This window comes from Streptomyces sp. NPDC046215 (assembly GCF_040646215.1).
Taxonomy (GTDB): domain Bacteria; phylum Actinomycetota; class Actinomycetes; order Streptomycetales; family Streptomycetaceae; genus Streptomyces; species Streptomyces stramineus.
Genome location: NZ_JBEYZW010000001.1, coordinates 20629 through 33027 on the forward strand (window position 1 = coordinate 20629; position 12399 = coordinate 33027).

Sequence of the window (12399 nt, forward strand, 5' to 3'; positions counted from 1 at the left end):
TCACTGGTCGAAAGGCGTAAGGGCCCCTGGGCCGGACCGGGGAAAGGATTGGTCCGAACCATTGACCGCACTGGTCTAGTCCTTCTACGGTTTCCCCACTGTTCATCGCGTTCATGCCAAGCATGAGCGCAGGTCACCCCCCATGCTCTTCTGCCTCGCCCCCACCCACCGAGGAGAAACCCATGCACGGACCGCACCAGCACGCCCGGATCCGCCGGCCCCGCACGCTGCTGGCGGCCTTCGCCGCCGGTGCCGCGCTGCTCACCACGACCCTCTTCGCGGCCCCCGCCTCGGCCGGCCCGGCCGGCGCGACGGCCAGCGCCGACGACAGCGCGGCGGGCCACCGCGTCGTCGGCTACTTCACCAACTGGGGCGTCTACGGGCGCAATTACCACGTCAAGAACATCGAGACGTCGGGCTCCGCCGCCAAGCTGACCCACATCAACTACGCCTTCGGCAACGTCACCGGCGGCAAGTGCGCGATCGGTGACGGCTACGCCGACTACGACAAGGCGTACGACGCGGCGGGCAGCGTCGACGGCAAGGCCGACACCTGGGACAACGGCGCCCTCCGCGGCAACTTCAACCAGCTGCGCAAGCTCAAGAAGCTCCACCCCGACCTCAAGGTCATCTGGTCCTTCGGCGGCTGGACCTGGTCCGGCGGCTTCGGCGAGGCGTCCAAGAACCCCGCCGCGTTCGCCGAGTCCTGTTACAAGCTCGTCGAGGACCCCCGCTGGGCCGATGTCTTCGACGGCATCGACATCGACTGGGAGTACCCCAACGCCTGCGGTCTGACCTGCGACACCAGCGGCCGGACCGCCTTCCGTGACGTGATGGCGGCGCTGCGCGCCAAGTTCGGCGGCAAGAACCTCGTCACCGCCGCGATCACCGCGGACGCCTCCGCCGGCGGCAAGATCGACGCCGCGGACTACGCGGGCGCCGCGCGCTACGTCGACTGGTACAACCCCATGACGTACGACTACTTCGGCGCCTGGGACGCGAAGGGCCCCACGGCCCCGCACTCGCCCCTGACCTCGTACAGCGGCATACCGAAGGCCGGTTTCAACAGCGACGCCACCATCCAGAAGCTGAAGTCGCTCGGGGTGCCGCCCACCAAGCTGCTGCTGGGCATCGGCTTCTACGGGCGCGGCTGGACCGGCGTGACCCAGTCCGCCCCCGGTGGCACCGCGACGGGCCCGGCGTCCGGCACGTACGACCAGGGGATGGAGGACTACAAGGTCCTCAAGACCAAGTGCCCGGCCAACGGGACGGTGGCCGGGACTGCGTACGCCAAGTGCGGCAGCGACTGGTGGAGCTACGACACCCCCGCCACGATCGGCGGAAAGATGGCGTACAAGAACAAGCAGGGGCTGGGCGGCACGTTCTTCTGGGAGCTCAGCGGCGACACGGCCGACGGTGAGCTGATCAAGGCGATCAACTGAACCGGCCGGGGGTGCGGGGCCCCTGAGGGGCGCCGCACCCCCGGGATAGGCTCGGACCCGATCCGATCATGTACCTGACGCCGGGCGCGCGGGCCGCCGAACCCGGCGTCGTCTGCGGGGGCGGGTGCGGTCGTGGCCGGTCGCGCAGTTCCCCCGCGCCCCTTCAGGGCGCGGCTGTACCCGCAACGACCGGTGCGGTCGACGCTCCGAGCACCCCACTGGCAGCCGGGCGCGCCATCCGCAGGTACCTCGTGGCTGGTCGCGCAGTTCCCCGCGCCCCCTTCGGGGTGCGGCCCGCGACTCCTTCTGTCCGGCGAGGCCGGTGCCGGCTTCCTCCCGGCGTGCACAATCGGTTCTATGATCAACGACGACCCTTATCTGTGGCTGGAAGACGTCACCGGCGAAGCCGCCCTCGACTGGGTGCGGGAGCGCAACGCCGAGACCGCCGGACGCCTGACCTCGGGCCCCGGCTTCAAGCAGCTCACCACCGAGCTGCGGGAGATCCTGGACGACACCGACCGCATCCCCTACACCCGGCGCCGGGGCGATCACCTCTACAGCTTCTGGCAGGACGCCGGCCATGTGCGGGGCGTGTGGCGCCGGACGACGCTGGAGGAGTACCGCAAGGACGAGCCCGCCTGGGACGTGCTGCTTGACCTGGACGCCCTGGCCGAGGCGGAGGGCGAGGAGTGGGTGTGGGCCGGGGGGCGGGTGCTGTACCCGGGCTACCGGCACGCCCTGGTGACGCTCTCGCGGGAGGGTGCGGACGCCGTCGTGGTGCGCGAGTTCGACCTGGAGACCAGGACGTTCACCGAGGACGGCTTCCAGGTCGCCGAGGCGAAGACCGACATCGGCTGGATCGACCGCGACCACGTCTTCGTCGCGACCGACTTCGGCCCGGGGACGCTCACCGCGTCGGGTTACCCCCGGACGGTCCGCCGCTGGCGGCGCGGCACCCCGCTGGCCGAGGCGGAGCTGGTCCACGAGGTGGCGGAGCAGGATCTGTGCGCCGCCGCGTGGCACGACCCCACCGAGGGGTACGAGCGTGACTTCGTGCTCCGGCAGCGGGACTTCTGGCACAGCGAGATGTACTTGCTGGCGGACGACGGCGCGCTGGTGCGGATCGACGTGCCGGAGGACGCGGGCGCGGACGTCCACCGGGAGTGGCTGCTGGTCACCCCCAAGTCGCCGTGGCTGGGGCACCCGGCGGGCTCGCTGCTGGCGTTCCGCTTCGAGGCGTTCCTCGCCGGCGGGCGGGAGGCGACGGTGCTGTTCACGCCGGACGAGCGCACCGCGCTCATGGGCCACGTGTGGACCCGCCACCACCTGATCGTCGAGACCCTCGCCGACGTGGCCACCCGGATGGAGGTGCTCACACCGGGCGAGGACGGCTGGCGCCGCGAGCCGCTGGCGGACGTCCCGCCGCTGGTGTCCGCCACCGTCACGGACACCGACCCGCACACCGGCGACGAGTACTTCCTGGACATCGACGGGCCGTTGCGGCCGTCGACCCTGCGCCGGGGTGTGATCGGCGGCGCCGGCGAGGTGCTCAAGGAGGCTCCCGCGCGGTTCGACGCGACGGGCATGTCCGTCCGTCAGCACTTCGCGACCTCGGCGGACGGCACCCGTGTGCCGTACTTCGTGATCGGCCCGGACGGCTCCCCCGGCCCCACCCTGATGACCGGCTACGGCGGCTTCGAGGTCTCGCTCACCCCGCGCTACGACGCCCTGACCGGGCGGGCCTGGCTGGCGCGGGGCGGCACGTACGTGATCGCCAACATCCGCGGCGGCGGGGAGTACGGGCCGCGGTGGCACCGCGGCGCCCTCAAGGCCGACCGGGTCCGGGCCTTCGAGGACTTCGCGGCCGTCGCCCGGGACCTGGTCGCCCGGGGCATCACCACCCCGGCGGGCCTGGGCATCGAGGGCGGCAGCAACGGCGGGCTGCTGATGGGGGCCATGCTCACCCGCCACCCCGAGCTGTTCGGGGCCGTCGTCGCCAACGTGCCGCTGCTGGACCTGCTGCGCTTCCACCGGCTGCTCGCCGGGGCGAGCTGGATCGCCGAGTACGGCGACCCCGAGGACCCGGCCGACCGCCCGCACCTGGAGGCGATCTCGCCGTACCACAACCTGCGCGCGGACAGGGACTACCCGCCCGTCCTCTTCGCCACCTCGACCAGGGACGACCGCGTGCACCCCGGTCACGCCCGCAAGACGGCCGCCCGGCTGCGGGAGCTCGGCCACGAGGTGCTGTTCCACGAGAACACGGCGGGCGGCCACAGCGGCGCGACCGACCACGAGCAGACGGCGTTCAACACGGCTCTGACGCACGCGTTCCTGTGGCAGCACCTGGCCGGCGGGGAAGGCGGGGGCGTCGCCTAACTCCTCTAACTCCTCAGGAAAGCCCGTACCTGGCGGAAGACCTCGCCGTCCGTCAGCAGGTCGTTGTGGGTCAGGCACGCGCCGGTCCGCGTGTTGGCCGCGCCCTCCAGCGCGGTGCTCTCCACCGGCGCGATCTGTTCGTCGCACGGCGACCACCACGTGGCGTACCGCACCGGGCCCGGCGTCTCGTCGCCCGCGTTGAGGCGGGAGAGGACGTACGAGCCCGGGGTCATGTCCCTGCAGCCCTGGTCCCGGAGCGCGCACAGGTAGGCGAGCCGGGTGCCGTGGTTGGGGCCGCCCAGGGAGGCCCAGCGGGACACCTTGCCGCCGCCGGCGCCGAACGCGAGGTACCAGCGCGTCGGCAGGCCGCCCAGGCTGTGGGTGACGACGTCGACGCGCCCGGCCTTCGTCCGGGCCAGCACCGTCTCGACGCGGTCGGCGAACTGGCCGGCCAGCACCTCGTTCGTCGACCGGCTCGTGTCGTACGCCCAGGCGTACAGCCGGTCGGAGGGGTAGCCGGCGGCGAGGAAGCCGTCCACCATGGCGTCCCACACCTCGGGGCCGGCGTTGCGCCCGTGGACGAAGATCACCGGGGTCGGCGGCGGGACGGCTGCCGCCGGGGCGGGGGCGGCGGCGAGGGTGCCGGCGGTCAGGAGAGCCGGCAGGAGAACCATGAGGAAGCGGCGCATACGGGCGACCCCCTGGGGCGCTGGAGCGGTTCCGGTCCGGGGTACGACTGTCGCAGCATCAGCAGGCGCGCGGAACCCGTCCGGCCGCCCTCAGTGGTCCTCGCGCGGCGGTGCCGGGCACGTCGGTTCGTAGTCCTCGATCAGCCGCAGGGTGTCGCCCAGGCCGCGGACGAGGAGCGCGCACACCGTCTCGCGGGGCAGGGCCTCGTGGTCCAGCCAGTCGAGCGTGACGCCCTCGACGCTCGCGAACCAGCCGACGAGGGCGGTGCGGGCGAGCACGGGGACGTCCCGGTGACCCCACGCGCCGTCCGCGATGGTGTGCAGGAGCTGCTCGCGCACTCCGTCGCGGATCGCCATGACCTCGGTGTCGAAACCGACGCCGCCGGTGACGATCGCCCGGTACGCCGCCTGGTGGTGCTGGGCGTAGCGGAGGTAGCCGTCGACGGTGTGCCGGACGCGCTCGGCGGGCGGCAGGTCGTGGGTGGCGGCGGCGCGGACGACGAGTTCGGCGACGGATTCCTCGATGATGGCCAGGTAGTAGCCGCGTTTGCTCTTGAAGTAGTAGTAGACGAGACCCTTGGCCACGCCGGCGTGGCGGGCGATGTCGTCCATCGACAGGGCGTCGTAGGACGTGTCGGCGAACAATTTCCTGCCGATCGCGATGAGTTCGGAGCGCCGCGTTCCGGCGGGTTCCGTACCGCGCTGTTGACCATTGTTCAAATCCGGCCCCGGGCTCGCGCTGCACTCGGACGACCGCAGTATGGCAGAAGCCGTGCCGCCCGCCCGCGGCCGAACGGACCGGCGCGTGATGATCGCTGACCGGTAGCCGACCGGTAACGGCACTGATGAGCGAGGTGGGAGCGCCTGGGCGAGAGGCCGGGGTTACGCTGAGCCGGGCCGAGCCCGCACCGGCCGCTGTACCGGCTGTTTCGGCGCACGTTTCAGCGCATGTCTCAGGGCACGTCTCAGCGCATGTCTCAGCGAACGTCTCAGCGAAAGAGGAGCCACCGCACATGTCCGTCCAGCTCGACCTGGCCTTCTTCCGCCGCTTCCTCGACCGCGCCACGCGCGTCATCGTCGCGGAGTCCGCGCACCTGACCGATCTCGACGCCGCCATCGGCGACGCCGACCACGGCGCGAACCTCAAGCGCGGTTTCACCTCGGCCACCGCGTCCCTGCCGGAGGACGCGGCCGACGCGCCGGCCACCCCGGGGGCGCTGCTGACCGCCGTCGGCGCGCACCTGACCAACACGGTGGGCGGCGCGTCCGGGCCGCTGTACGGGACGGTGCTGCGCCGCATGGGCAAGATCCTCGGGGACGACCCCGACCCGGCGGCCGTGAGCCCGCAGGCCCTGGGCCGGGCGCTGGCCGCGGCCGTGGCGAGCGTGCGGCGGCTCGGTGACTCGGCGCCCGGTGACAAGACGATGGTCGACGCGCTGCAGCCGGCCGCCGACGCGTACGCCGCGGCCCTTGCGGACGGGGGTGTGACGGCCGCGCTGGAGGCGGCGGCGCGGGCGGCCCGCGAGGGCGCCGCGGCGACCGTGCCCATGCTCGCCCGGCGCGGCCGCGCCAGCTACCTGGGCGAGCGCAGCATCGGCCACCAGGACCCGGGGGCCACGTCCTCCGCCCTGCTGGTGGCCGCGCTGTACGAGGCCACGGATCCGGCGCTGTGCGCGGCTCCCCCGGAGGCGGCGGCCCCCGAAGCGGCGGAGGCGCCGGCCGTCGAGGCACCGGCCGCCGTGAAGCCGGAGCCCGTGCCGCCCGTGGGCCGGGTGGGGGTCGTCCTCGTCTCGCACAGCCGCGAGGTGGCCGCCTCGACCGCGGATCTGGCCCGCGCCCTGGTGGGCACGGGCGACCCGGCGCCGGTCGCGGCGGCCGGCGGGCTGCCGGACGGCGGCATCGGCACCAGCGCCGAGCTGGTCCGCCGGGCGGTCGGGGACGTGGACCAGGGGCAGGGGGTGGTGGTGCTCTGCGACATGGGCAGCGCCGTCCTGACGGTCAAGGCGCTGCTGGCGGACGGCAGTGTCGGCGCCGGTGTGCGCATCGCGGACGCGCCGTTCGTGGAGGGCGCGGTCACGGCGCTGGTGACGGCCTCGGCCGGGGGCGACGCGGACGCGGTGATCGCGGCGACGGACGACGCCCGGACGTACCGCAAGCTGTGACCCGCGAGGCGGGATCCGGCCGGGCACGGCACCGAGTCGCACCCCGGCAACCGGCCGGGGCCCGGGCGGCACCGGCCACGTCACCGAAGTCGAGCCGGCCGACAGCCACGCCCCGCAGACGCGACACCGCGGCCCGGCCGAACGGCACCTCGGCGACGAGGCGGGCACGGGACCGCGGCCCGGTCGGGCACGGCACCGCGCCCGACCCCGACGACCAACCCCGGGCCCCACGCGTCACCAGCCGCGTCGCCGGAGTCGAGCCGGCCGAACGGCACCTCGACGACAAGGCAGGCACGGCACCGCGCCCGACCCCGACCCCGACCCCGACCACCGGGCCCGGGCCCGGGCCCGGGCCCGCCCCGCGCCGATCCGGTCGGGTCGGCCTGCGCGGCGGCGCCGCAGGCTCGCGCTGACGCCCCGCCAGGGCGGGCGGGCCCGTCCACCCGGGCGGGTCCGGCCGTCCGGGAACACGCCCGGGCCGCGAGACACACCAGCGATTCAAGATCGCAACGGTGGACGAGGCGCAGCCGCCGTGGAAGTCTGGGACGGCGAAATCCCCTATGTCACCCCATTCCGGCGTGGAGGTCCCGCCACGGTGTCGTCGCGCAACCTGCCCTTCGCGCTCGTCCTCGCCTATCTCGGGGTCGTCGTGGCCGTCGACCTGGTGACCGCGGCCAATCTGCGCCTGGACGTCTTCGCGGCCCTCGCGCCGCTGACGGCCGCCGTGCTGTGCACCTACCGGCAGACGGTGTTCGTCGGGATCCTGGACTTCTGTCTGATGGTGGCCCACCACGCCGTGCTGACCAGCGACGTGGCCGTCAACCGCGTCGGTTCGTTCGTGGGCAACGCCCTCATGGTCGGCGCGAGCATCGCCGTCGCGTGGCTGCGGCGCGACGGGGACGCCCTGCTGGAGCGCGTCCGGGCGACCGGGGAGGCCGCGCAGCGGGCGCTGCTGCGGCCGCTGCCGCTGCGGACGGGCAGCGTGGTGGTGGACGGTTTCTACGTGTCCTCGCAGCGGGAGGCGCTGGTCGGCGGCGACATCTACGAGGTCGTCGACACGCCGTACGGGACGCGGGTGCTGATCGGCGACGTGCGGGGCAAGGGACTCGGCACCCTGGGGGCCGGGGCGGCGGTGCTGACCGCCTTCCGGGAGGCCGCCTACCACCGGCGGGACCTGGAGAGCGGGGTGCGGGCGATGGAGCAGGGCCTCTACCGCTACCACCGGTCGGCGGCCTATCAGGCGACCGCGGGGGCCTCCGCGGACGACGTCGCGCAGCGCGCGTCGGAGGAGTTCGTGACGGCGCTGGTCTTCGGCACCGCGGAGGGTCCCGCCGCCGCCCCCGGAGCGGACGGGGAGGTTCCGGTGGAGTTCGTGGACTGCGGGCACCTGGCGCCGTTCCTGATCGGCTCGGACGGCGCGGTGCGGGAACTGCGCACGCCCGACCCGGGGCTGCCCCTGGGCCTGGGCGACCTGTCGCCGCAGCCCCGGATCGCGCGGCGGGTCGCGCTGCCCGCCGACTGCCGGGTGCTGGCCTGCACGGACGGGGTGACCGAGGCCCGCGACCCGCGCGGCGGCTTCTACCCGCTGGCGGAGCGGCTGGGCACGTGGGCAGCGCTGCCCACGCCCGAGCTCCTGGCCGAGCTGCGCGCGGACCTCGACGCGCACACGGGCGGACGGCTCCAGGACGACGCGGCGGTGCTGGTCATGGAGCGCGCGCCGGGCTGCGACGCGGCCGGCGCCGTCAGCGGCTGAAGAGCTCGAAGGACACCCCGGGCCGGCCGCCGAACCGCTCGGCCACCTCTTTCATGTTGCCCTCCAGGAAGGTGCGGCAGTAGCTCTCCGGCTCCTCCTTCGTGAGCGCCTCGATGTAGGTGCGGTGACACAGCAGGGACTGCACGGCGCGCTCCAGGCCGCTCGTCGCGTCGACGGCGTGGGTGGCGTGCGGGGAGCCCGCGACGGCCACGTAGCGCACGCCGTCCCAGGGCACCAGGCCCTCGTCGGCGAGGTCGGGGAAGATCCAGCGGTTCCCGGCGTCGGCGACGGCGTCGAGGGTGGCCCGGCCGACGGCCCGGTGGTCGGGGGTGTTCCAGAAGACGGTCTCGTCCCAGGACCAGGTGTCGTGGTGGTTGAGGGTCAGGACGAGTTCGGGGCGGTGGCGGCGGATCGCGGCGGCGAAGTCGCGGCGCAGCGCCGTCCCGTACTCGACGACGCCGTCGGCGTGGTCGAGGAACTCCACGGTGCTCACCCCGACGGCCGCGGCGCTGGCCTGCTGTTCGCGCCGGCGCAGCGGCCCGGCCTCGGCGGGGTCGAGGGTGTCGATGCCCGCCTCCCCCGCGGTGGCCAGCAGGTAGACGCACTCGCGGCCGCCGTCGAGCCAGGTGGCGATGGCGGCGGAGGCGCCGTACTCCAGGTCGTCGGGGTGGGCGACGATCGCGAGGGCGCGCTTCCAGTCGGTGGGCATCGCGGCGAGCTGGTGGACCATGCCTGTCTCCTTCGCAACATCGGGTGCACGGACATCGGGTGCGCGGACCCCCGGTGCGCACCGCCGGGTGCGCACCGTCGAGGCCGTTCGCGGCAGCGTAACCGCGGTTTCCTCGCGACGCGCGGGAACCCGGCGGCGGTGCGGGCCGACTACCTGTTCCGGATCCGCACGGGCGAGCCCGCGCGGATGCCGATTGTCGATCTACCTCGGACATGGAGTGTTCTCTGATGCGCCCTCGTGTGTGGTGCGGTGTGCTGGCCGCTGTGGCTCTGTCGGCGACGGCTTGCGGGGGTGGCGAGGAGGCGGGGAAGAGCGACGACGCGGCCGCGCCGGCGCGCGCGGGCTTCCCCGTGAGCGTCGCCGACTGCACGGGTGCGAAGACGACGTTCGACGCGGCGCCCAAGAAGATCGTCACCAGTAACGCGGCGGCGCTGGAGCTGCTGCTGTGGCTGGGCGCGGGCGACAAGGTGGCGGGCACGGGCTTCCCGCCCGGCCAGGGCACGCTGCCCGGGGAGCTCGGGGACCGGGCGGCGAAGGTGCCGGTGCTGGGGAAGACCGCGATCCCCAAGGAGAAGCTGCTCGGCTCCGGTGCCGACGTCTACATCGACTCGTTCTCGTCCATGAAGAACATGGGGAAGATGGGCAGCGCTCCCACGGCCGGGGAGTTCGAGGCCGCCGGGATGAAGCACATCTATCTGAAGTCGACAGCGTGCGCGGCGATGAGCAAGTCGCCGCGCACGGACCTGTCGGGCGTGGAGGCCGACATCCAGGAACTGGGCAAGGTCACGGGCACCTCGCGGCGCGCCGGCGAGCTGATCGAGGGCATGCGCAAGAAGACGGGCGCGGTGCGCGACGCGCTGCGGGACGTCCCCGAGGCGAAGCGGCCGTCGTACTTCTTCTTCGACTACGACGCGGGCACCAAGCAGCCCATGGCGGTGTGCAACCGGCAGGTCGCCAACGCCGTGATCACCCAGGCGGGCGGGCGGAACGTCTTCGCGGACTGCGCGGGCGACTTCAAGCCGGTCGGCTGGGAGGACGTGGTGGCCAAGAACCCGGACTGGATCCAGCTCGGGGTCCGCAACCGCGGCAGCGAGGAGGCGAACAAGAAGGCGTTCGACGAGGCCGCCGATTTCCTGCGGTCCTTCCCGGCCACCAAGGACCTCGACGCCGTGAAGGAGGGCCGCTTCGTGCGCATCGGCTCGGAGCGGACCACGATCGGTGGGGTGCGCAGCGCCGACACGGTGCGGGAGATCGCGCACACGCTCCACCCCGACCGGGTCAAGTAGGTGGCGGCCCTGGAGCCGGCCTCCCCGGCGGCCGAGGCCGCCGGGGAGGGGGAGGTTGGGGAGGAGCGGGAGCCCGGGCTGCGGGCCGGCTGGGCGGGGGCCGTGCTGGGCGCGGCCCTGCTGGCCGCGCTCGTCGCGTCGGTGTGCCTGGGCTCCTCCGACGTGCCGCTCGGGGACGTGTGGTCCTCGGTGGTGCGCGGGGTCGGCGGGCAGGAGCCGGTGCCGGGCACCCGGGACCTGATCGTGTGGCGGCTGCGGGTGCCGCGGGCCCTGCTGGCCGCCGTGGTGGGCGCGGGCCTGGGCCTGGTCGGCACGGCCGTCCAGGCCCTGGTGCGCAACCCGCTGGCGGACCCGTACCTGCTGGGCATCTCCAGCGGGGCGTCACTGGGGGCGGTCGCGGCGATCGTCCTGGGCGCCGGCGCGGGCGGGCTGCTCGGGCTGGGCCTGTCGACCGCGGCGTTCCTCGGGGCGCTGGCCTCGTTCGCCCTGGTGTGGTTCATGGCGCGGCGCGGCGGCGGGTTCTCCCCGCTGCGGCTGGTGCTGGCGGGGGTGGGAATCGGGCAGTTCCTGTCGGGTTTCACCCACTACCTGGTCCTGCAGGCCGGGGACGACCAGCAGACGCACGGGGTGCTGTTCTGGATGATGGGTTCCCTGGGCGACGCCCAGTGGTCCACGCTCACGCTGCCCGTGGCGGCCGTCCTGCTGGGTCTGGCGGCGCTGCTGGCGCGGGCCCGGGCGCTGGACGCGCTGCTGATGGGCGACGAGACCGCGGCCGGGCTGGGCGTGGACGTGGTCCGGCTGCGGCGGGAGCTGTTCGTGGTGACGAGCGTGCTCACCGGTGTCCTGGTGTCGGTTTCCGGGGCGATCGGCTTCGTGGGGCTGATGGTGCCCCACGTGTGCCGGATGGTGGTGGGCGGCGCCCACCGGCGGCTGCTGCCCGTCGCCGCGCTGTTCGGCGCGGTGCTCCTGGTGGTGGTCGACCTGGTGGCCCGCACGGCCCTGCCGGACCAGGAGCTGCCGGTGGGCGTGGTCACCGCGCTGATCGGCGCGCCGACCCTGCTGTACCTGCTGGACCGGCGTCTGGAGAGGGGATAGAGGCATGCGTATCGCCATCGAGGACCTGGAAGTGGCCCTGTCCGGGCGGACGGTGGTGTCCGGGGTGCGGCTGGTCGCCGAGGACGGGGAGATCGCCGGCCTGATCGGCCCGAACGGCAGCGGCAAGTCGACCGTCCTGCGGACCGTCTACCGCTACCTGCGCCCGCACGCCGGGCGGGTCCTGCTCGGGGACACCGACATCCGGGCGCTGACGGCGGTCGAGGCGGCCCGGCGGGTCGCGGCGCTGCCGCAGGAGCGCGGCAGCGACTTCGAACTGTCGGTCCGCGCGGTCGTCGCCATGGGGCGCACCCCCTACAAGCGGGCGTTCGCGGGTGAGGACCGCGCCGACGCGGACCTGGTGGCCGCGGCGCTGCGGCAGGTGGGCATGGCCGGGGCCGGGGGCCGCCGGTTCTCCGCCCTGTCCGGCGGCGAGCGCCAGCGGGTGCTGCTGGCGCGGGCACTCGCGCAGGACCCCAAGGTGCTGGTCCTGGACGAGCCGACCAACCACCTGGACGTCAAGCACCAGGTGGAGCTGCTGGCCCTGCTGCGAGCGCAGCGGCGCACGACGCTGTTGTCGCTGCACGACCTCAACGCGGCGGCGTCACTGTGCGACCGGCTGCACGTGCTGCACGAGGGGGCCGTGGTGGCCTCGGGCACGCCGCGTGAGGTGCTGACGCCGCGGTTGCTGGCGGAGGTGTTCGGGGTCCGGGCGGCCGTGGTGGAGCACCCGCTGACCGGCGACCCGCTGATCGCCTTCGACCACCGGGTGCCGGCCTCCGCCGAGCTGGTCAGCCCGTAGGGGTGTGCGCGATGTCCCGCCGGGCGCCGGGCGCCGGGCGCCTCCGGCGGTGGACGGGACATCA

At 73.9% G+C, this 12399-nt stretch carries 10 protein-coding genes and 1 pseudogene; 8 read left to right on the plus strand and 3 right to left on the minus strand.

All coding sequences use genetic code 11. The annotated features are described in order from the left end of the window. Nucleotides 1-182: 182 nt before the first annotated feature. On the plus strand, nucleotides 183-1442 hold the full coding sequence (locus ABZ951_RS00095) for a glycoside hydrolase family 18 protein (RefSeq protein ID WP_344095202.1): 1260 nt from the start codon (nucleotides 183-185) through the stop codon (nucleotides 1440-1442). Between the two features lie 357 nt (nucleotides 1443-1799). After that, nucleotides 1800-3821, plus strand: coding sequence for a prolyl oligopeptidase family serine peptidase (locus ABZ951_RS00100; RefSeq protein WP_344095200.1), 2022 nt, complete (start codon nucleotides 1800-1802; stop codon nucleotides 3819-3821). A gap of 5 nt (nucleotides 3822-3826) precedes the next feature. Here the strand turns inward: ABZ951_RS00100 and ABZ951_RS00105 are convergent, their stop codons facing one another. Together ABZ951_RS00105 and ABZ951_RS00110 are read right to left on the minus strand one after the other, a co-directional pair. Continuing rightward, nucleotides 3827-4510 carry an alpha/beta fold hydrolase gene (locus tag ABZ951_RS00105; protein WP_344095198.1) on the minus strand — a complete coding sequence of 228 codons (684 nt, stop codon included), beginning with the start codon at nucleotides 4508-4510 and terminating at the stop codon, nucleotides 3827-3829. Between the two features lie 90 nt (nucleotides 4511-4600). After that, complete coding sequence (locus tag ABZ951_RS00110; RefSeq protein ID WP_344095196.1) at nucleotides 4601-5230, minus strand: TetR/AcrR family transcriptional regulator; 630 nt, start codon at nucleotides 5228-5230, stop codon at nucleotides 4601-4603. A 293-nt stretch (nucleotides 5231-5523) separates the two neighbouring features. On the opposite strand from ABZ951_RS00110, the pseudogene dhaL reads away from it, so the two are divergent. From dhaL to ABZ951_RS00125, 3 genes and pseudogenes are all read left to right on the plus strand, one after another. Next, nucleotides 5524-6156 (plus strand): annotated as a pseudogene (gene dhaL / locus ABZ951_RS00115) (dihydroxyacetone kinase subunit DhaL); the annotation flags it as partial. A 126-nt stretch (nucleotides 6157-6282) separates the two neighbouring features. Then, on the plus strand, nucleotides 6283-6672 hold the full coding sequence (locus ABZ951_RS00120) for a PTS fructose transporter subunit IIA (protein WP_361278387.1): 390 nt from the start codon (nucleotides 6283-6285) through the stop codon (nucleotides 6670-6672). Nucleotides 6673-7267: 595 nt separating this feature from the next. Next, nucleotides 7268-8425, plus strand: a complete 1158-nt coding sequence (locus tag ABZ951_RS00125; RefSeq protein ID WP_344093909.1) for a PP2C family protein-serine/threonine phosphatase — start codon at nucleotides 7268-7270, stop codon at nucleotides 8423-8425. On the opposite strand, the gene ABZ951_RS00130 is transcribed toward ABZ951_RS00125, so the two are convergent. Beyond that, nucleotides 8415-9155, minus strand: coding sequence for a PIG-L deacetylase family protein (locus tag ABZ951_RS00130; RefSeq protein ID WP_344093911.1), 741 nt, complete (start codon nucleotides 9153-9155; stop codon nucleotides 8415-8417). The genes ABZ951_RS00125 and ABZ951_RS00130 overlap by 11 nt on opposite strands. Nucleotides 9156-9382: 227 nt before the next feature. On the opposite strand from ABZ951_RS00130, the gene ABZ951_RS00135 reads away from it, so the two are divergent. The 3 genes from ABZ951_RS00135 (at nucleotide 9383) to ABZ951_RS00145 (ending at nucleotide 12335) form a co-directional block, all read left to right on the plus strand. After that, complete coding sequence (locus ABZ951_RS00135; RefSeq protein WP_344093913.1) at nucleotides 9383-10441, plus strand: ABC transporter substrate-binding protein; 1059 nt, start codon at nucleotides 9383-9385, stop codon at nucleotides 10439-10441. Nucleotides 10442-10519: 78 nt separating this feature from the next. Continuing rightward, entirely contained in the window at nucleotides 10520-11536 is a 1017-nt protein-coding gene (locus tag ABZ951_RS00140; RefSeq protein WP_344093988.1) for an iron ABC transporter permease, read from the plus strand. Between the two features lie 4 nt (nucleotides 11537-11540). After that, a complete protein-coding gene (locus ABZ951_RS00145) occupies nucleotides 11541-12335 on the plus strand; it encodes an ABC transporter ATP-binding protein (protein ID WP_344093915.1) in 795 nt (264 codons plus the stop codon). Nucleotides 12336-12399: the final 64 nt, after the last annotated feature.

What these genes read in the sequence shown, in the direction of transcription:
- ABZ951_RS00130 (WP_344093911.1), bottom strand. Translation starts at nt 9,155, where the DNA reads ATGGTCCACCAGCTCGCCGCGATGCCCACCGACTGGAAGCGCGCCCTC.
- ABZ951_RS00145 (WP_344093915.1), top strand. Translation starts at nt 11,541, where the DNA reads ATGCGTATCGCCATCGAGGACCTGGAAGTGGCCCTGTCCGGGCGGACG.
- ABZ951_RS00100 (WP_344095200.1), top strand. Translation starts at nt 1,800, where the DNA reads ATGATCAACGACGACCCTTATCTGTGGCTGGAAGACGTCACCGGCGAA.
- ABZ951_RS00095 (WP_344095202.1), top strand. Translation starts at nt 183, where the DNA reads ATGCACGGACCGCACCAGCACGCCCGGATCCGCCGGCCCCGCACGCTG.
- ABZ951_RS00135 (WP_344093913.1), top strand. Translation starts at nt 9,383, where the DNA reads ATGCGCCCTCGTGTGTGGTGCGGTGTGCTGGCCGCTGTGGCTCTGTCG.
- ABZ951_RS00105 (WP_344095198.1), bottom strand. Translation starts at nt 4,510, where the DNA reads ATGCGCCGCTTCCTCATGGTTCTCCTGCCGGCTCTCCTGACCGCCGGC.